The 20449-nt window shown below is 69.1% G+C and carries 12 protein-coding genes; 1 reads left to right on the top strand and 11 read right to left on the bottom strand.

Going from position 1 to position 20449, the window contains the following annotated elements:
- Nucleotides 1-57 precede the first annotated feature (57 nt).
- From TR49_RS10505 to TR49_RS10480, 6 genes are all read right to left on the bottom strand, one after another.
- On the bottom strand, nucleotides 58-6378 hold the full coding sequence (locus TR49_RS10505) for a protein kinase domain-containing protein (protein ID WP_052434168.1): 6321 nt from the start codon (nucleotides 6376-6378) through the stop codon (nucleotides 58-60).
- A 226-nt stretch (nucleotides 6379-6604) separates the two neighbouring features.
- On the bottom strand, nucleotides 6605-7444 hold the full coding sequence (locus TR49_RS10500) for a BRCT domain-containing protein (protein ID WP_236653309.1): 840 nt from the start codon (nucleotides 7442-7444) through the stop codon (nucleotides 6605-6607).
- Between the two features lie 180 nt (nucleotides 7445-7624).
- Nucleotides 7625-8014 carry a hypothetical protein gene (locus tag TR49_RS42625; RefSeq protein WP_152627178.1) on the bottom strand — a complete coding sequence of 130 codons (390 nt, stop codon included), beginning with the start codon at nucleotides 8012-8014 and terminating at the stop codon, nucleotides 7625-7627.
- Between the two features lie 246 nt (nucleotides 8015-8260).
- On the bottom strand, nucleotides 8261-9568 hold the full coding sequence (locus TR49_RS10490; protein ID WP_236653308.1) for an endonuclease domain-containing protein: 1308 nt from the start codon (nucleotides 9566-9568) through the stop codon (nucleotides 8261-8263).
- Between the two features lie 243 nt (nucleotides 9569-9811).
- Nucleotides 9812-10027: a hypothetical protein gene (locus TR49_RS10485; RefSeq protein ID WP_042379928.1), complete on the bottom strand. Its 216-nt coding sequence runs from the start codon at nucleotides 10025-10027 to the stop codon at nucleotides 9812-9814.
- Nucleotides 10028-10067: 40 nt separating this feature from the next.
- Nucleotides 10068-10343 carry a hypothetical protein gene (locus tag TR49_RS10480; protein ID WP_042379926.1) on the bottom strand — a complete coding sequence of 92 codons (276 nt, stop codon included), beginning with the start codon at nucleotides 10341-10343 and terminating at the stop codon, nucleotides 10068-10070.
- 287 nt (nucleotides 10344-10630) lie between these two features.
- Here TR49_RS10480 and TR49_RS10475 point away from each other — a divergent pair, with 287 nt between their 5' ends.
- Entirely contained in the window at nucleotides 10631-15226 is a 4596-nt protein-coding gene (locus TR49_RS10475) for an NACHT domain-containing protein (protein WP_042379923.1), read from the top strand.
- Between the two features lie 345 nt (nucleotides 15227-15571).
- On the opposite strand, the gene TR49_RS10470 is transcribed toward TR49_RS10475, so the two are convergent.
- From TR49_RS10470 to TR49_RS10450, 5 genes are all read right to left on the bottom strand, one after another.
- A complete protein-coding gene (locus TR49_RS10470) occupies nucleotides 15572-15793 on the bottom strand; it encodes a hypothetical protein (RefSeq protein ID WP_042379921.1) in 222 nt (73 codons plus the stop codon).
- Between the two features lie 465 nt (nucleotides 15794-16258).
- Nucleotides 16259-17365: a hypothetical protein gene (locus TR49_RS10465; RefSeq protein WP_152627177.1), complete on the bottom strand. Its 1107-nt coding sequence runs from the start codon at nucleotides 17363-17365 to the stop codon at nucleotides 16259-16261.
- Between the two features lie 107 nt (nucleotides 17366-17472).
- On the bottom strand, nucleotides 17473-18117 hold the full coding sequence (locus tag TR49_RS10460) for a hypothetical protein (RefSeq protein ID WP_042379916.1): 645 nt from the start codon (nucleotides 18115-18117) through the stop codon (nucleotides 17473-17475).
- 83 nt (nucleotides 18118-18200) lie between these two features.
- Nucleotides 18201-18773: a helix-turn-helix domain-containing protein gene (locus TR49_RS10455; protein WP_236653307.1), complete on the bottom strand. Its 573-nt coding sequence runs from the start codon at nucleotides 18771-18773 to the stop codon at nucleotides 18201-18203.
- Nucleotides 18770-20119 carry a helix-turn-helix domain-containing protein gene (locus TR49_RS10450; RefSeq protein WP_236653306.1) on the bottom strand — a complete coding sequence of 450 codons (1350 nt, stop codon included), beginning with the start codon at nucleotides 20117-20119 and terminating at the stop codon, nucleotides 18770-18772. The genes TR49_RS10455 and TR49_RS10450 overlap by 4 nt, the downstream gene beginning before the upstream one ends.
- Nucleotides 20120-20449: the final 330 nt, after the last annotated feature.

Raw genomic sequence — 20449 nt, 5'->3', positions numbered from 1 at the left:
GTGCTTCTCGGGTCTCGTCGTCAGGCCGTGGAGGTGGTGCGGTGACAGGCGTCGTGGTCACCTGGTGCCTCCGGTGCCGGTGCCGAAGTAGCGGGCCTTGCGGGCGGCGATGGCGGTCCAGTCCGCGCCCACGGGGAACCGGATCACATCCCAGCCCTGGTCGAATAGGCGCTCCTCGGCGGCTGCGTCCCGGACCGCGACGACGTCGTGGTCATGGACGGGGCCGTCGACGAAGACAGCCACGTCGGCGCCAGGGAGGCGGTAGACGAAGTCGGGGCGTGCCTGTGCGGCCTCGATGTAGGTCTGGGCCTCGTCGGGGAGCCGGTAGCCGCCAGCCTTGAGGAAGTCGATGAACTCGCCTTCGAGGCTGGATTCGGCTAGATCCGCGAGGCGGCGGTGCTGCTCGCTGCGGGTCTCACCGCCGCCGCTGGCGAGCGCGGTGCCGTTCGCGAAGCGCAGCAGCAGTCCGGGGATGAGGTGGCGGTCGACGGCCTGGTGGTCGAGCTGGTTGGCGTAGGTGAGCAGGCAGTCGTAGCAGCCGCGGGCGCACTTGCGGCCGTTGATACCGCCCAGGTCCCCGCCTTCCTCGTTGAAGTGGGCGATGCGCAGGGCTTCGCGGGCAGCGCGGGCGAGGGCGTCGGGTTCGGCCTGCAGACGGCGCAGGACCCCGGCGCCTCCTTCGGCCGACTCGGCGAACAGGATGCGGTCGCGTGGTCCGTCGTCCGGGGGCAGCAGTTCGCTGGTGAGCTCGGAGTCCTCCAGCTCGAACTCGGCCTCGATGCCGCGCTCCAGCGCGTACATCAGCGACAGCGCGGTCTCCTTCGCGACCGGTTCGGCGAGCTGGAGGACCAGGATGTTGCGGCGGTCCTGCACATAGGGCTGGACGCGGACCTTGCGGCGCTGCCCGGAGTCCTCCAGTGCGGGCATCTCGCTGGAGTCGCCGGAAGCTTCCTGGGCCTGCTTCTCCGTCAGCCAGCGCCCCTCGACCGGGTCCAGCCAGAAACCGGGCTGCTCGTCCTCCTTGGCGCGGGCGCGGCCGGTGTTGGTGATGCGGACGGTCGCCGAGTCCCCGTAGGCGAGCCGGGCCACCGGCGTTCCCGCCTGGTCGGTGACGGCGGCGTCCACCCGGCCGGGCCGGTTTCCGTGGTCGTGGAACCGGTAGGAGGTGATCAGCTTGAAGCCGGCGCGACGGCGCTCTTCCTCGTCGGAGGAGATCCGCTCGCGCAGCGTGGTGTAGACGGTGTGCAGCTCCAGCAGGCCGGTGGTGGGCTCGCCGAGAAGTTCGTTGCACATCTGGCACACGTCCGCGTTGTCCTCGGCGGCGTGGTGGTAGCCGCAGTGCTGGCAGCGCTTGGCGGTGCCGGTGACCACGTCACCGGTGAGATCCGGCGGGAGCTGGATGCGGGTGACCTGGTAGCGGGCGCCCTCGTGGTAGATCAGCGCGCTCGGTCCGAACTCGCGGATGGCCAGGAAGCGGGGGCGCTGCAGGTAGTCGCCGTCCCGGTAGCGGCCGGCAGCCGAGATGTAGGCGGCCAGCGGCAGCCGCGGGAAGGAGTAGCCGGGCAGGAACCCTTCGCTGGCCAGGTAGCGGTAGGGGTTGAAGTCGGACAGCATCGAGTTGCCGTCTGCGCCTTCGTTGGTGAGCAGCGCGAGCTGCGTCTCGGCCTCGCGGCGGCGGCTCGCGGCGGCGTCGCGGGCTCGCTGGGTGAGGGTGTGGTCCAGGCGGCGGCGGTTCTGTTCGGCCTGGTCCACCAGGGCCACCCGGTACAAGGTGCGCCAGCGGTCGCAGGAACGCTCGAAGTACTCCGGGGCCTGACGAACCGTCCGCTCGATCCAGTCCGGCTCCCACCACGAAGTGGCCGACAGCTCCTGCTGCAGGCTGTCCAGGATCGAGTGGGCGTGCGCGGCGGCCCGGCGCTGGGCGTCCTGGTCGGCGAGCGCGGCGCGGACGTGGTCGTGCAGGCGCAGCGCGGGGTTGGGGCGGCGCACGGTCTCGTCGGGGACGTCAATCTCGATGACGTCGCCCATGGCGCTGCCGAGCTTGACGCCGGTCTCGGCCAGCCAGATGGCGTGCACGTGGGAGCGGATCAGGTCCTCGTTGCTGAGGTCCAGGCGCGGAGGGGCGACCGACCCCGCCACCATGCGGTCCGAGCGGCGGAAGTAGTACTGGTCATGGCTGTTGCCGGTCGCGCAGTAGGTGGTGACCAGGGCGGGCTGGCCGGAGCGTCCGGCGCGGCCGGAGCGCTGCGCGTAGTTCGCCGGGGTGGGCGGGACGTTGCGCATGGACACCGCGTTGAGGTCGGAGATGTCCACGCCCAGTTCCATGGTGGGCGAGCAGTACAGCATCTTCAGCTTCGCCTCACGGAAGTCGCGTTCGCGTTCCTGGCGCACCTCGGAGGGGACCTGCGCGGTGTGTTCGCGCGCGGAAAGTCCGGCCAGGCCGCTCGCGGCGTCGCGATACAGGGTGCGGAAGAAGGGGTTCACCCGGGGCGCGTCGTCGGCGTTGTAGGTGCGCGAGAGCGGGTCCAGGGCGCCGACCGTGCCGTCGCCCGCTCGCCAGACGAGCACCGAGGCGGGGATGCGGTAGCCGGGCCTGGTCTCCGTCTGCCAGCGGCGGCTGGCCGAGCCGCGGCGGAACCGGTCCTCGACAGCGGTCGGCATGATCTTGACGAGCAGCCCGGCGCCGGTCAGCACCTCCAGCATTTCCGAGATCAGCTGCTGGGCCTCGTCCAAACTGACTGGGTGCGGGTGGCCAGGGAACTGGCCCTTGCGGCGCAGGTATCGGCCGACCTTTCCGCGCCCGGACATGTAAAGGTCCGCACGGCGTGACCCGCGCCCCGCCGAGTGCGGGTAGGCGGTGCCGGCCTCCGGCCGGTCGCTCTTGGACAGCACCCAGGCGTCGATCAGCCGCTGCTCGCTGCCCAGGCGCAACGAGTCGAACTCCTGCTCGCCGAAGCACTCCACCTCGATCGCCAGAGCGCGGCGCAGCTCGTCCAGCAGCGCGCGCATGATCTCCGCGCGCTTGCCCGGTTCGGCGTCGCGCAGCGCTGCGTGGCAGCCGGCCCACTTGGCTTCCTCGGCCGCGAGCCAGTCGAGGTCCTCGTAGTCGATCTTCAGCAGGCCGGTCTGCTCCAGGTTCGGCATGGTGACGCGCCAGCCGCGCTCCAGGTCCAGGTAGAGACGGAAGGCGATCACATCGCGCAGCGCGGCGGCGGCACGCCGGGCCAGCGCCGGGGCCTGGTCCGGCTCCCTGGCGTAGTCGCGCGGGGCGAGAGCGAGCGCGTCGACGACCCGCGCGGCCAGCTCCTCGTGCCGCAGTCCCTCCTGTCCGGTCTGGGCCAGCGCCCGGTACAGGGCCCCGCGCAGCAGCGTGACCTGGACGAAGTCGTTGAAGTGGCCGGCCTGCAGTGACGCGTCCTGCCGGTTGTCGACGAACGTGAGCAGTTTGCGGGCCTTCGCCGACAGTGCGTCGGCGGGGATGTCCCGCAACGCGCGCAGGATCGAGGAGGAGATCAGCGACGTGGCGGAGGAACGGCCCTCCTGGTCGAGGGTGGCCAGCTTGGCGAAGTCCCGGCCGCGGGTCTGCTCGTAGGAGACGCCGCAGCGCAGGCAGAACCGGAACGGCGAGGGGAGGTAGGTGGCCTCCAGTTCGCCTCGGCCCTCGGTGCCGTAGACGTCGACCGTGACCGGGCGGGGCAGCTTGTCCCGCAGCGTAGGGCGCACGGCCTCCTGCCCGTGCTCGTCGATCTCCAACCACGAGTCCGGGAGCCGCCGCTCGGCCACCGCCGTCTGCGGGTCGTGCGGCCACGGCAGGTCGGAGGAGACGTAAAGGTAGCCGTCGGTGGCCTTGCCTCCGGTGGCGGTGGCATCGCGGCGCGGCTGGTAGACGATGTCGCCGCTACGCTCGGTGCGCCACACCGTCAGGTACTCCTGGCCGCACTCGCGGCAGAACGCCAGCGGCAGCAGGATCTTGCCGCCCGAATCGGGCTGCTCCAGCTGGTAGTCACGGGTCAGGTGGCGGGTCGACTCGTTTTCCAGGGTGACGTAGACGGTGTCGCCCTTGGACAGGAACTGGTGCAGCCGGAACGCGAACAGCGGGCGACCGGTCTGCGGGTCTTGGGCCTGGGCGCCGGCCTCCAGGGTGTGCTGGATCGCTGCCGTGCACTGCGGGAACGGCATCCCGGTCTCGGCCTTGAGCTGGTCGGCGACCTGCTCCAGCGTGCGGGGGTGCTGCCGCACCAGGCGGCCCGTGGCCTCGTCGTGGCGCAGTCCCACCGTGGACTCGATCCATGACGCCAGCGGGTCACGCACCAGGTCCGCGAAGTCGCGGGGCGCGTCCGGGGCCGTGATCCGGGTCGCGGGCACCGGACCCGGCACATCCTGCGTCGCGCGGACCAGGGTCTCCCCGATCACCCGCTCCGGCGGCACCGTCGTACCGAACAGCTCGGACGCGACCTCCGCGACCACGGAGCGCGGGTCGGCGGCAACATCTTCGCTCGCCATCGTCGCCGAGGTGCCCACGCACTGCACCGAGGGCGCCGCGCAGGCGTCACGCACCCGGCGGATCAGCATCGCAACGTCCGCGCCCTGCCGGCCCCGGTAGGTGTGCAGCTCGTCGAAGACCAGGAACTCCAGCCCACGCGCCATCCGGATCAGCGACCGCCGGTCGTCGGGCCGGGTGAGCATCAGCTCCAGCATCACGTAGTTCGTCAGCAAGATGTCCGGCGGATTCTTGCGGATCGCCTCGCGCTGCTCCTGCGTCTCCTGCCCGGTGTAGCGGGCGAAGGTCACCGGTTCGTGTCCCTCGCCGTAGCCGTCGCGCAGGAACTTGCCCAGCTCGTTGAGCTGGCTGTTGGCGAGCGCGTTCATGGGATAGACAATGATCGCCCGGACACGCTTGGACGTGTCGGCCTCCCGTGCGCGCAGCACTCGGTCGACGATGGGGACGATGTAGGCGAGCGACTTGCCCGAGCCCGTGCCCGTGGTCAGGACGTACGACGCGCCGGTCCGGGCGACCTCGACCGCGTCGCGCTGGTGACGGTGCAGCGTCAGCGGACGGCCGTCGCAGACCCGGCCGCCTTCGCTCTTGCCGACCTGGAAGATCCGCTCGCACTCCGGGTGCAACACGCCCTCGCGTACCAGGTCGCCGATCGCACCGCCGGACGCGAAGGACGGGTTGAGGGAGAGCCACGGGTCCGGCCACTGCGACTTGGCATCGAGGTCCTCCTCCACGAACTTCTCGATGCGCCCATCGCGGATCACCGTGCCGCCCTCGGTGAACGCCCGGTAGTCGCCGATCAGACGCTGGTGAACCGTGAACACGTCCATCGCCGCGTGCCGCCCTCGCTCGCTCGAACCGTAAGAAGTAGCTGTGCTCTGGAAGGTAGACCCCGGCGCTGACAATTCCGCAGGGCTCCGCGCCGCATCCGCATCTGCGCGCAGTGCCGCCACGGGGTCGCTGCCTTCCAGGCTTGCCGGAGGCGCCTCGGCTGGTGTTGCGAGGGCGAGCTCCAGCAGCTCGCGATGGACCTCGTCAGCGCCGGCCGGTCGATCTGCGGGGTCCTTCGCCAGTAGTCGCATGACCAGCGCGTCGAGCCCCGCGGGGACCGCGCCGCGCAGGGTCCGCACCGGTGTCGGCGGCTGATCGACGTGCTTGCGCATCAGCTCGAAACCCGAGCCGCCGGTGAAGGGCGCAACGTTCGCGAGAAGCTCGTACAGCACGCAGCCGAGCGCGTACAAGTCGGTCGCGGGCGTCGCCGGGCGACCCAGTGCCTGCTCCGGGGCCATGTACATTGCGGTGCCGACCGTCGCGTCGGTGCTGGTCAAGCGGGTCGTGTCCGGGTCGTCGACGATCAGGCCCATCCCGAAGTCGAGGACCTTGACCACCCCACCCCGCAGCAGCATCGCGTTGCCCGGCTTGAGGTCGCGGTGCACGACGCCGGCCAGGTGGGCAGCGTGCAAGCCCGCGGCGATCTGCGCGCTGATGGCAGCCGCCCACGAGACCGGCACGTTTGTCCGGGTGTCGCGGCACGACTGAAGCATCCAGGACAGCGGTTGCCCGTCCAGATACTCCATGACCAGGAAGGGCAGGTCGCCGATGCTGGCGTCCAGTCCGCCGTCGATGATCCGGGGCAGGTTCGGGTGGTGGAGCCGGCGCATGATCCGCACCTCGCGGGCAAATCGCGCGGCTACCTTGGCGGCTTCAGCGGCGGAGACCGCGGCGCCGGACCGGGTACGGCTGATGATCTTGACTGCGACCTGCTGATCGCGGCTGCCCGACGGGAGGCTCTCATCGACGGCGAGGTAGACCTCGCCCATGTTGCCCCGGCCCAGCGGCCCGGTCACCTTGAAGCGGCCGGCGACCCGGTCAAGATCCACCCTGGTCCCTCTCCTCCAGCTTTGCTCGCGGCCACCCCACGCCGTCCTGGCCCGCCAGCAGTGATCATCCCATGGACATGGCGCGGCGGATGCGTGAAGAACGCAATCCAGGGAGCTTGCATCGGCCGAGGGGCTACACGGGCAGGCACGGACGCCGCCGTCGTTCATCCGCGGACCGCGAAGCTCAACCGCGCAGAGCTACCGGAGCCCTCGCGACTGGCCCACGTCAGCACCCTTCGAAGCCTGGGCCCCAGGTCAGGATGATCCCGTTGTCCCGGGCCATCGCCGTCCACCGCGAGTCGGCCGGCTGCTTTTCCAGAACCAGGACGGGGCGGACCTGGCCGTGGGTCTTCAGGCTACGAAGCTGATGGGCATAGTCGATCACCTGTCCGACGCCGAGGCGGATCTGCTGGTCCTCGCCAGCTCCGGTCAGGCTCTTGACCTCGGCGATGAACACCTCGTCGCCTCGCGACCAGCCGGCATCGAATCGAGGTGCGTTGCGGCCGGGGCCCCGAACCTCGACCTGCCGTGCTGCCAGATGCTTGATGAGAGCCGCAACGGTGGCTTCATGCGCCTCCGTGCCCTTGTCGAGCTTGTCAAGGTCGAGCGACAGCGCGGACAGCTCATGGTGGACAGTCCGATGCCGCTGGAGGGGGCCGCCCAAGATTCCGTCACCCACCTGCGGCAGCACAAGCACCTGGTCACTGCCACCGGCGGCTCGACGCAACTCCCGGCACCGCGCGGGCTGCCCTACAAGCAGGTCCGCGAAGCCGTCCCCATCCACCACACAGACGTGATGCCCCAGGTGGCGCTCCCGCTCCGCACCCACCAACTTCTGGCTGTAACCTCGCTGCTCATCGGTCACCACCTGGCTGGCGAGATCGCCGTGAACGAAGATCGTGATCTTGCGCGAGAAGTCCGGCTTGCAACTCGCACCGCGGTGGTGCGCCCGCGCGACGCAGTCCTTCCGGAGCGTCCACACGCCGTCGATCAGCACCTTGCCGGTGAAGCAAAGCGTCTCACCGGCGAGCGATCGGACCCAGCCGTCGCAGAGCTTGCCGTTCATCGACTCCCCCCCGCCCCACAGCCGAGCGGACCTCATGCGATGGAGACGCTTGGCGCCTCGGTCTGTCAAAGTCCGCTTCGCGCATTGTGATCCATGGACCTCGGGTAATGTCCAGCCCCTAGTGGCCGTTCGACGTCTTTCTCCTGGCGTGCCGCCCCGAGGAGGCCCCCGCCCCGCGGACTACGCTTCTTGTGTTCCGTCCGCCTGTCCCCGGTAGCCGTTGAGTGTCTTCCCGGCGCCGCTGGGCGACTGCAGCCATTCGATCTGCACCATCTTTTCGAGCACCTCAGCCACGAGACTGCCCGCCAGAGCGGTCAGGTCGTTGTTCTCAGTCCGCAGCTCGCCAAGCTCGGACTCCAGCTCGCCGTTCTGGGCCTTCATCTCGTTGTATCGCTTCGCGAACACCACAGCAGCTGCGGTGCTGCCCACGAGGGCGAAGCTGAGTCCGCCGATGAGAAGGTTCTTGACGCGCTTGGCTTTGGATGCCAGAGCCTCTTCTGTTGTGCCGACGACCTCAGGCTCTTCGCCCCCGCCCGCTTCACCCGCTGGTACTACTGGGCCACGCGTCACGTGCGCACTCCCCGCTCATCCCGATTGATCGGGTCAGCAAACTACCGGACCGTCGCCCGCCACACACGACTTCTGCACAATGGGCAGCCCTGAGAGCACGTCGCCGCTACGTCCGCCGCGTGCACCTCAGCTGACGTCTGATCAACGACGGAGAACTATCGCCAGACCGCTCTTCCTCCCTGCATGACGGAGAGAGCGGCCCGTCACCGACGATGGACCGGTCGTCACGGCCACTGGCCTTCGTTTTTAGAACAGCGCCGGGCCCTCGCCGCTGGTTTCCGCGATGACGGGACGAAACTGCCTGGGGACCCTGTCGTGGCGGCCGGGACCGGCCACCGCAGCCAGGCCCGGGGCAGTCTCGGTCAGCCAATCACGGAACATATTGACAGCGTCGCGATATGAGACCTGCGCGAGAACGCGGTGCTCCCCGCTGGGACAGAAGTCCACGCCGACAGTGATCACGCAGGAGCCGGGGGCAGCGGCACTGCCCTTCCAGGACGCGCGCAACTCCCCGCAGGGCCTGCGCCGGCGTGAGCTGGTGGGGTCGCGGTGAGTCGACCGTCGCGGCTCGCCAGCCAGGAGAGCGGTCAGCGCGGCCAGGTGCGCGAGTGGCAACGTAGTGCGGGCGCGGCATCCAGAACACCGGTGCCAGTGCGTGAGCCAGGCCTCAGCCCGCAGCTGGAACAGGCTGGCGTAGCGGTTGGTCACGTAGACATCGTTGCTGTAGACGTAGTTCGGCCGTTCCCGCGTGTTGCAGGAGGCGCAGACCGGGGCTCGAACGTAGCCGTGTTCGTGGCAGTGGTCGATCACGGAGGCGGGGGCTTCCTGGCACACGGCGCACTGCCACTCGGACACCTGCAGCGAACGCTTCCTGCTGAGCACCGCGTACACGTGGTCATCCAACTCGCCTCGGTAGGGGCGTCGTGCGGTCACACGGCAGTCTGGGCACCTCGTCTGCCAACCGGTGCTTGTCTGGACACGCCACTGTTCAGCCTGTTCTGCCACGGCCCCGCATACGTGGCAGGTCCGCGCGGCCTGCAACCACTGCGCCTCAGCGTGCTCAGCTGCGTCCAGCACTCTCACCAGGGCGCGGGGCAGCCACCACGTGTGAACGGGCCCTGCCCCGGGCCGCACCACCAGGGTCCGACGCCAGTCGATCCCTGCCAAGTGCGGCAGATGGTCACCGTCGTAGGCCGAGTGCTGCTCACGGCCAGCGGTAGCGCGGACGCGATCCCATTCCTGCCCAAGGCGCTGTCGCCACCGCAGCGTCGACACGTCGCTGTTCCCCGCGCTCGTCGAGCTGCGGAATGGAGCGACGCAGACCAGACCATCCATGTTGGCCCCGCCCGCCCGCAGCTCCTCGGCCGCCCGGCGGACATCGACCTCCTGAACGGTCCATCGGCCGCCGGCCCCCTTCGCCGTCGACACCGCACGTGCGCCGAGCAGCACGTACCCCAGACGCGGATCAGACGGTGCACGGGTGAACGCTCCGGGAGCGGCCGGGACTGCACTGTTGGCCGTCAACTCGGCCCACAGCGTGTCCACGGCGGTCATGGGCAACAGGGCGTCTGCGCGGAGCGGTTGAGCGCGGTGTGCCATGCTCGGCACGCTAGCAGGGCCATAACGCCACCCCAGGTCTCAGCCTGCCGCTCGGCGTCGACGCGCTCTTTACGCCCTCGGGAGTGATTGAGTTAGGGGCGTGCTGGCCTGGCGGATCGACTGTTGGGTGATGAGCAGGCGGCCTGTCGGGCGAGCACGAGCTCGGTACTGGGCCTGCGGTGGGTCGCCCTGCGGTCGTTAGCGGAAGTCGTAGTCCTCATCCATGCCACTGGAGAGCCAAATTTCCTCGGCTCCAGCGAACGAGTTGTCCTCAGACTCTTCCTCGTGGTCAACCGAGTCCGGACCCTCGATGTGATCCTCGCCGATCACGCACCGGCAGGGGAAGATCTCCTGGGTGAGTTCACCGTTGACGATGCTGTTGACGGCGCGGTCGTGCAAACGTCCCGTGGGCATGCCCCGATGCTACCGAGTCGGACTTGCGCTCCCCTAGCCGTTACACAGCTGACGTCCTGGGCGCCTTCTCCGAACTGGTCTCGTCGTCGATCAAGCCGTATGGCGGCCGGTCTTCGCTCCTGCTGCATCGGACCACGACGTCGTCTTCAACGATGAGCGGCGGGCTGTTGTCGGCGATGATGACCTGCGCCCCCAAGCCGCGCTCGGCAAGCCAGGTGGACAGGTGATGGTAGAAGTCGTCGATGGTGACGGCATCCGCGATCGTGGCGTCGAGGGTGCCCCCTTGGCCGAGGTCCTTCTGCGAGCTGTCGATCACGAGGAAGTCAGGGTGTGCAGCGCCCAGTTCGGTGGCGACTTCGAAGACGGCGAACTGCCAGGCGAGGATGATCAGTGTCCGAGCGCACCTGAAGACGCCTCTTGGTAGCGCTCTCCCCTGACGAATGGCGTGAGGGCGTGTCGATGTAGGGGTTGCTGGGTTTCTTTGGGCAGCGACATCAGATGGGCAGTGCAGCGACGCCCAGGAGCCGGATCACGGGCACAGCCTGACGTCGCGGCACGCTGGAACAGCGTCGATGCCGGCCAGGCGCGTGGAAGGATTCCAGGATGAGTTCCGGGGTGTTCCACCAGCATGTCCCGCGCTTCTGCCGCGTACTGGGCACCGGCGATCCCGCGGGCGACGCCAACGGTCTGGGAGCGGACGGCTTCGGCGATGAAGCCCCTGCACTGCAGACCGACTCCGCCGCTCTCAAGGAGGGCGATCTTGCCCTCCCCGAAACGGTGGCCGCCGCCGGGGCGATGGTTCTGCTCGGTGAGCCAGGAGGCGGTAAGACATCGGTTCTCGCTGCACTCACCGCAGACATCCCCCAGCTCGCCGGTACCTGGACAGGTGAAGCCGACGCCTGTGCATGGGTAACCGGAGCAGACCTGACCGAGCACACCTACCACGCCCAACTCGGCCATCTCCTCACCGATCTGAACCAAGCGTCGGGCGGCGTCGGGACGCTCACCATCGTGGTGGACCAAGCCGACGAGAGCGGAATGCTCCAGCAGCTTCCCGCGCGCCTGGCCGGCTCGCTCCGAGGCCAGGACGTATCGCAAGTCAGAATGCTCATCGCGTGCAGATCCGCGGACTACCCGGGGCGAATGACCCGCGTCCTGAGCGATGCGTTCAAGGTCTGCCACCGCGTCGACCTCGTCCCGCTGCGCCGAAGCGACGCGGTCAACCTGGTCGACAGCCTCGGCCTACCTGGCACTGCCGTAGTAGCCGCTGCCGAGCAGGCACGCGCACAGGCGCTGGCCTGCGTGCCGCTAACCCTTGAACTGCTGGTTCTCACCTACCGGACAGATGGCAGCCTGACCGGTGCGCCGCGCGACCTCTTTCGCCGCGGCGTGGAGCTCCTGGTCGAAGAGCACGATGCCGATCGGGTCACCTCCGTCGACGTATCGACCACGCCCGCCCAGCGCCTGGTGGTGGCAGGTCGGATCGCCGCCTGGATGCTCCTGAACGGGCGCCGCACCCTGTGGAGCGGCAAGGGCCTGCAGATCGCCGACCTGGACCTGCCGGTCGGCTCCCTTGTCGACGGCGTCGAGCACACCGCGGCCGGACAGTTCCAGGTAAGTACCGCCTGCGTGCGCGAGACGCTAGCGACGGCCCTGTTCACAGAGCAGGGCGACAACAGAATCGCGTTCAGGCACTCGTCCCTGGCCGCCTACCTCGCCGCGTCATACCTGACCGATCGCAAAGTCCCCCCGCGACAGCTGCGCGACCTGTTCCTCGTCGGTGATCCTGCCGACGACACGGCCAGCCTCCCCGGCCACCTGCGCGAGACCGGCGCCTGGCTGGTGGCCCTGGAGCCCGATCACACCGCCTGGCTGGCCACAGCAGACCCGGAGAGTCTGGCTGCCCACAGCGCCCTGGTGCGCTCGGACCCCATTCGCAAACTTATCGTCGAACGACTCCTGGACCGCGCTGCGCAGGTTGAACTCAGCGACATCCGCTGGCAGATGTCCCACTGGGACCTCCACCACCCTGACCTGGCCGCCCAGATCATCCAGGCCCTCGACACCGCGCCCGCAAGCGCCGCCCAGGACTGGCCCACCCAGGCCCGCGTGCGCCTGGCCGTGCGCCTAGCTCGTGACGCCGCCGCGCCCGATCCTGCCCTGGCAGCATCGCTGCTGGCCGTGGCCCTGGACGAGAAGTGGCTCCACACTGAGCGCCGCATCGCCGCCACCGCGGCCCACACGTGCGACCCCGCCACCGCCGTACCCGCGCTGCGGACCATCCTGGACTCTCTCAGCGACCCCGAACACGCAGCGCGCGTCGACCCCGATGACAGCCTGCGCGGTACTGTCCTTGGCCTCCTGTGGCCAGCCCATCTAGAAACCGAAACCATGATCGCGGCGCTGCGCCAGCCCCTGCGACCCTACGACTTCGCCATCTACGGCGCGTTCCTGAACGCTATGCCCCGCCACTGCAACGAAGATCAACTGACTGAGGTCCTGGCCTGGGCAGCAAGAGCCTGGCACGTCCAGCCCTCGCCCACTGACGACCTCCCCGACTTCCAGGCCGACCCGGCAACCGGACACGTCGTGGCCCCCTCCGTCCGGACACGCCCCAACCGCTTCCTCCCGGACAGCGCCATGATCAACACGCTGGTGGACCGAACACTGCACAGTGAACAAGCCGCCGAAGGGCTCCCTGCACTCGCCTCGATCCTCATCGCCCGCATCGACGCCAACCTCCCGACCTACTTCCCGGACGCCCTCCAGCCCGACGAACACGGCAACGAAGCACCCGAGACCACCAAATTGCGCCGCGCCCTGGCCGAAGCGCTGATCAACGAGATCTCTGCGTCCTCGGCCCGTTCGACCCACTCCCTGTGGATGGTGATCCACGACTGGCAGGCACCCACCCTGCTGCGCCGCCGCACGAGATTCATTCCACCCCAACACGAACGCCGCCGACTCCTCGATAGCACTGACTTCGCCTGGGCCCTGGAGCGGACACAGGCTGCATCGCTGGAGCAGGACAGGACCTCTATTGAGCTGTATGGCCAGCTGAGCGCATGGCTCTTCAGCCCCGACGATGCTGAAGCTGTCGAACTGGCCTACGACCCCGACCACCCGGCATGGCCGCACCTCAAGCACCTCTACGAGCCCATGGCCTTGGACAGTCCCCTCGCCCAGGCTCTGCGCGAGGACTACCACGCGCGGAGCCCTCAGGTACGGCCCGAATCGGGAGCCTTCGTAGCCGCGCAGCGAGATCGCCTTACGCGCGCCCGCGCCGGCGACAACGACGGTTTCTGGCAACTGCTCTGGGCCCTGCGAGCGGACCCGTACTCCCTCCAACCCGGCAAACTGACCCCAGACGTCGAGACCTGGCCTGGGAGCGCAGTGCTCGGGCCCGGCTTCACGGACTTCTCCGACCTTGCGCTGCACTACCTCGCCACGGCCCATGACCATGGGGAGGAATGGCTCGGGCAGAGCCGGATCGACTACCGGGCCTGGGCAGGCTACGTAGCCCTGACACATCTCCATCTACGGGGCCGGTTGGACCAGGTGCCCACATCCGCATGGAGTTCCTGGACGGCAGCCATCCTCGACACCGACCTCCGGCCGGATGCCGCCACCCAGCACACCCGAGCCGACCTGTTGCACCTGGCGGCTGAACACGCCCCTGAGCACCTCGCCAGCTGCATCGACCTGCTCTTTCGCCGGAACATCGCCAGCGGTTTCCCCGCTTACCGGGCCAGAGATATCGACCCGCTTTGGTCATCCCGCATCCAGGACACGCTGGAGAACCTCGCGGTCAGTCTGTTCCGCCAACTCCACCGTGCCGCACCGGGCAACCCTCCCACGGACCTTGACGACATCGCCGATGAACTCGAAAACCTCGACGGGCGGCCGATGGAGTTGCCTGAGGAGGACGGATTCCAGCAAGCCGCAATGAGCACCTGCGACACGATCGTCAGCAACCTGCTGGCAGCCCAGAGCCAGCGCGCCCTCACCTTGGCCGAAGCGGCGCTGACCTTGGTGACTGCTGGGGCCGAAGACGCGCCGGAAATCTCGGTTCGTGCGGCCAGAGCGCTCCTGATCCAGGACGTGGCCCACTTCTGGCCCCGCATCGAGCCCCTCACACAGACCAGCGACGACTTCAGCCGGCGGCTGGCCGAAGCCTGCGCCCAGCCGACCGTCGAAGTCCCGACGCAGCCCCTGGACGAAGCCGCCCTCGCAGAGATGTACCAGTGGCTGAGCGGCCTGTACGGGTCGCAGGACCAGGACGTGTGGATGCCTGGCGTCCGAGCGGTCGACTCACGCGAACAGGGGCGTCAGTGGCGCAACGCCGTGCTTGGGGAACTGAGCCGTAGAGGCACCGCGGAAAGCGTTCTGCAGCTGTTGAACCTGACGAAGCAGCATCCCGGCAAGTTGTCCCTGAGCGCGGCGCTCATCAGTGCCAGAACCCAGTTCTACGCCTCCAGCCGGGTCCGGGCAGACGTGGCTGACCTGGTTCAAGTCCTCACCGATCCACGGCGGCGCCTCATCAACACCACCAGTGGTCTCCTGGACGTCGTCGTCGACACTCTCAACGCGATCGCTGCCGACGTCGCACCCCACGGGGAACTGCTGTGGGACAGGACGCCAGGCAAGTCGCCCAGAGCGAAGGCAAAGCTGGGAGGCGCGGTCGCGATTCCAGACGTTTGGCGACCCAAACCCGAGGCGGCTCTGTCCGCGTATCTCGCGCACGTGCTGCAGCTACGGCTCGGCGGGCACGGTGTCTTGGTGAACCGGGAAGTGCTTATCCAGCCCACTGATGCCTACGGTGCAGGCGAACGCGTCGACATCCTCGTCCAGGCCACGTCCATCGCGCGCAGCGGCAGCGTGTCACCAACGCCCGACACACTGCGGCTAGTCATCGAAGTGAAGGGCCCATGGAACAAGGATCTTCTCACTGCTCAGGAGACACAATTGGCGCGCACCTACCTCCCCGAAGTCCCGACCGACGCTGGGGTCTACCTGGTCGGTTGGTACCCACTCGACCAGTGGACCGCATCCGACGACCGAAAGGCCAAGGCGAAGGTGCACTCGGCTGAGTCCTTGCGAGAGAAGCTGCAGATCCAGGCCGCGACCCTGGCCGGGCTACTATCAATCCACGTGCAGGCCATGGTGCTTGTCATCGACCGACCGCACAAGCAGCCGTAGCCCAGTGCTTGACCCATGGTCCGACCTGCGGCGACACAAGGTTGGCGTCCGCTCGCAATCACCGCAGCGCCCAACAAGCCAGCAGCTGGCGCACCGCACTGCTGCCCTGCACCAATGGTCGGGGGTAGCCGCGGTCCGCAGGTTGGCGGACCACGGCAACGTGAGCTCAGGCCTCGGCCGTGAGCGAGTGCAGGATCTGGGTGAGCCGGGTGGTGATCTGCACGTGGAGCTGGTCGAACTGCGCTTCCTCGTCAGGTCCGTTCGGTAGGAGACACGGCGAGCTGGCGAGCCGCTCGATGGCCTGGATGTGGCTGACGATGTCCCGGTAGAGCCCTAGGGGCGCGATCAGAGATACCGCCTCAGCCAGTCGGGCATGCTCGGCTCGTCAAGTCCCCAGGACTCCTGGAACGATTCGTCCTCCTGCCAGGTGTTCTCATCCCCGTCGAAGAACTTCTGCCGGTGGCACTTGTACTTGACGACGGTGTCGCCTTCGAGCCTGTACTCGTTCCAGTAGTAGTTCTGCTTCCCGTGGCCTTTCCACTCCTGGGTCGTGTAGATCGTCGTCATGAAGTCGGAGTGTAGCCGGGGCGCTGAGGCGGCGTTGCGCCTTGGCTACGGTGTTGGCCGTCCACGGTGCACCCATAGCCGTGGCCCGTAACGACGTCGTCCGGCTGCACGAGATCGAGAACGAACGCGATCAACTGCAAGAAGCGCCGAAGGAGCTCCGCGAGGAACTGGCGGCCCGCACGGAAGGAGAAGCACCCCGCTCAAGGCACCGCCCCAGGGGAATGACACGAAACCTGGAACGATCAAGATGACATGGAACGTGGACTCGCAAGGATGCCAAGTTCACAGCGCGGACGTGTGGCACCAGGACGCGGATCCTACAACCCACTTGACGTGCACCGTTCCCCCTTAACTTCGGGGCCTTGCCCCAACAGCCTCAGCCGGCTGAACACCCCGGAGCCTGTACTGCCTCGGGGTTCCGGGGGGCTGGTGGCTGAAGTGCACAGCCACCAGGCCCCAGTGGTTTCACGAGCGGCTGAGGCGGTCGGGGTGGTCGGCCGTGCGGCACGGTGGTGCGCCGTCGGCTGTGGTGCGGAGCTGCTGCACGATCTCGTCCACGAGTCGGCAGTACTGATCGGCTTCGGCTGGTGTCGAGGGCGCGGCCACCACTGACTGCGAGCTGAGCATCTGTCGGAGGTCGTGGACGCGCTGCAGGACGTCGCGCAGGACGTCGACGGCGCGCGGAGGTCCCGCCTCGGCCGCTGGCTGCGGGGCCGACGCTTCACGCACGACGCCGTCGACCGATGCCGAGACCGCTCGGTGATCTTCTGCGAAATTTCGCAGGCTCTTCTCGGGCGTACTCACGGTGCCCGACTGCGGCAGGGCGGTCACCACGGGACGCTCCTCCCCCGCGCCTCGGGCGAGCGGGGCATCCGGCAGGGCGGCTAGGAGGGCTGCTGCGGCTGGCGCCGCTTCTCCATTTCCTGCGGAATTTCGCAGGTCCGGATCCGGCTGGCCCGAGAGCGGGAGTGTCTCCTCGCCGGAGCGAACGACCGTCGCCGGAGCCGAGGCCGTTCCCCGCCCGATGGCCGGTGGCAGGGAGTCAGCTGCCATCAGCTGTCGCGCGGCGGCCCGGAACTCGGTGGCCTCCGTGTGCCGGGCCGCGCCCTTCAGCACCGCCTTGACGATCTGTCCGGTCAAGGCAGCTGTCACCCGCACTCCCTCGGCCTGCGCACGGTCTCGCAGTTCCTCGTACAAGCCGGCGGCCGCATCCAATCCGTCCGCGCCAAACCGTGCGACCACCGGCAGCAGGGCCCGGGTATGGGAGGCAGTGGCCGGCTTACCCAGGGCCTGGTTCAGGCGCTCAGCGAGCGGCCACTCCTCGATCATCTGGTACGCGGTGCGCTCACCGATCTCCCAGCGCTCGGTGACGTACTCCTCGAATGTCCGGTGGGTCTCCCGGTAGAGCTTGCCGTCGCGGATGGACTGGAGGGCCTTACCCGCCAGCCAGGTGGCGGTCGCGAGGTTGTCGACCGCCCGCTCGCACACGCCGAGGTCATGGAGCTCGACCGTGCTCAGCGGTCCGCTCCCCAGCCCGTCAGCCGGAGCAGGGATCAGCTCGGCGGTGATCACCAGGTCCGCCGGCCGGGCCGTCGCGGCCATCGGCACTGCCGCACTTTGGCGGGCGACGGCCCCGTCATTGATGCGGGCGCGCAGCGGTCCGCTGCGGTCGGTGGGGGTCACGGCTGGTCTCCGATCGGGGGCAGCAGGCCGAGGTGGGCCATCTCGGTGACGAGTTCGTCGTAGGCGGAGCCGCGGGCCGTGACGGGTCGCAGCATGGACTGGGCGTAGAGCTGGGCGTTGGGGATGGTGGTGGTGAACACGTTCCAGCCGCGGTCGCGCAGATAGTTGCGGTGGTCGTTGGTGGCCTTGGCCCCGGCGGAAGTCCGGTTGAGGAGCACCCATGTCGCGGGCGGCTTCCCGTCGGGCCGCAGGACGGCGACGTCGTCGATGAGCTGGTCCATCGGCAAGCGCTCGATGCGGTCGATGTCGGCGATGGTGGGCGCGGTGTTGAGGATGGCCAGATCGGCGACGCGCAGGACGGACTGGACGATGGTGCGGTGGTCCTCGGCGTGACCGCAGTCCACGACGCCGATCTGCCCAGGGCGCAGGGCCTGCGGAGCGTTCTTGTAGAACAGCGGGGACGCCTGCTGCAGCACCGGGAAGGGGAACCCGCCGGAGCAGGCATCCCACTCGGCGAGCTGGCGGCTGTAGTCCGCCTCGAACGCCGCCACCTGGTGGCCGCGCTCGTGCAGCGCGTGGCTGTGCCAGCCGACGGAGGTGGTCTTGCCGCCGGTGCGCGGACTGATGTGAGCAATGATCATGGTGTGGTCCTTTCGCTGCTGGGTGCGAGGAGTTGTCGGCGGGGGCGGCGGGGCGGCGTTCAGTGGCCGCACCGGTCTCCCGGTCATGGGGGTGCGGTGGCGGGGCCGCTGATGGTTCGGCCGCGAGGGCGCAGGGGGGTGCCTGCGCGGTGCAGCAGCCGGTAGACGGTCGACGGTGAGCAGTCGTGCACGGCGGCCAGGGCGGGCACGCTGACGCCGGCCTCGTACCAGCGGCGCAGCTCGTGCATCCGCTGGTGCTCGCGGTCGGTCTCGTCCTGGGCGCGGGTCAGCCTTCGGGTCTCGGCGCTGGAGCGCAGAACGGTTCCGGCCGCGCGCAGCAGCCGGCGCACCGTCCGCGCCGACAGACCGTGCCGGTCGGCGAGGGCCGTGACCGTGGCCCCGCTCTCGTAGGTGGTGCGCAGCTGGTTCGCCAGGCGGGCGCGGCCCGGGCCCTGGCGCAGTGCGCGGGTCTGCTGCTGGGTGCGCATCGGGGTGTCCACCATCCGCAGCCGGTTCAGGACCGTCGTGCGGGACAGGCCGGTGGCGGTGGCGAGCTCGCGCACAGTCGCTCCGTGGCGGTAGCGGGCTGCCAGGTCCAGGGCCTGGCGCTGGCGGGCCGGACTCCAGCCGGTGGGTCGGGCGGGTGTGGTGGTCATGCTGCTGACTCCCATTCGTGCAGGGCCGAGGTGTGGGCGGCGACCAGTTCGTCGTAGGTGAGCTCGTCGGCCGGAGTGAGGAGGATGAGGCGGCCGTCGGTGGCGACCTGCCAGCCCGACACGGCCCGTCCGGTGACCGGGTCCAGGACGCTCCCGGCGGGGCCCCGCCAGCCGGAGGGGATCTCGTCGGCGCGCTGGCCAGGCACCGGCACGGTCCGGCCGTCGACCACGGCCGTCAGGGCAGGGCTGCGCCGCCCATCGAGGGCCGCGAGAACCGCCCGGTACGCGGCACGCTCCGCCGCGTGCAGGGCCCGTCGGGCCGCCGCGACACCAGCAGTGCCGTAGGCCTTCGCGAGCACGTCCCAACCGCTGACCGCCAGATGGTGATCAGCAGCGGGCGGCGCGGGGGCGGTAACAGCCTGCGGGAGGCTGTTACCGACGCCTCCCAGCGCCTCGGCGGTGAGAGCCCAGCCCACGCTGGATCGCTGGACGAGACCGTGGCCTTCCAGGCGGGCGATGGTGCGGTAGGCGGTCGCCCGCGACAGCGACGCGGAGACGGTCAGCTCGGCCGGGGTCTGGCCGGGGCGGGCATGCAGCGCTCCGATGACCATCAACGCGGAGGAACCCAGCGCATGGTGGGCGAAGGCGTCGTGCCCCATCAGCAGGCCGATCACCCGCGAATCGACGTCCGCCCCCGTGTCCGTCTCAGGGGTGGTCCACTCCCCAAGCTCCCCGTCGGGGGGGCACTGACTGGGCTGATCACGAGACACACCAGCGGTGTGAAGGTCGGCGGGGCCGTCGGCGAGGTACCAGGTCGAACCCTCCGTGCCGTAACCGACCCGCAGCCGACGCAGCCAACCCCCCGGCTTGAGGACCAGCTCGTAGGCCTGCCGCAGGGTCTGCCGGGAGATTCCGGCCTCCTCCGCCGCCTGCCGCTCGCTCGCGAAGTGCAGGCGGCCCCCGGCGGCCTGGGCGAAGTTCAGGTGCGCGCGCAGCACCCGCAGCGCGGTCCGGCCGCGCTCGCCGCGCCACGGCGTGGTCTCGATGCGCTCCCGCAATCGGGCGAGATCCTCGTGCGCTCCCTCGCGGGATGCGACATCCGTGGTGCTCTCGACCAGGGCGGTGGCGCTAGACCAGACGCGCTCGACATACCCCTGGGCGCGGGCGTGCCCGGACCGCAACGCGATCACCTGCGCGTGGCGGCCGCCCTCGTGCTCCGGATGGAACAGCAGCCGGTTCAGGTGCTCGACCGTCCCGCCGGCGCGGGCCACGTGGCACGCGATCGCCGCGGTGATCCGGTGACCGTGCTCGGACTCCGCCTGCCGCCGCTCCCGCGGCCGAACCACACCGTCGCCGCCGAGCCGGGAGTAGGCACCGGTCGCGTACCGGCCACCGAGATCACCCAGCAGGATCAGATCAGCCGCCGCCGGCGGGAGGCCACCCAGCCCGAGACCGTCGGACCCGAAGGTCTGTGAACGGCGGGACTGGGTTGGGGGCGCATTCCTCGGACCGCTGCCGAGGGAAGACAGGAGATGGCATCCTGGTCGTGTCTCGCAAGGACGTGGACACCACCACCGAGGCCCGTCAAAACCGCGGGTGGTGCCCGGAACCGACCTCCAATCGGTGCCAGCGAAGCCTCCAGGACTCCACTCCTGGGGGCATTCGTACGTCCGGCA

The sequence above is a fragment of the Streptacidiphilus melanogenes genome, assembly GCF_000787835.1.
In the GTDB taxonomy this organism is placed as follows: Bacteria; Actinomycetota; Actinomycetes; order Streptomycetales; family Streptomycetaceae; genus Streptacidiphilus; species Streptacidiphilus melanogenes.
The sequence above is the reverse complement of the archived record's forward strand: the minus strand, read 5'-3'. Positions and strand labels throughout refer to the sequence as shown.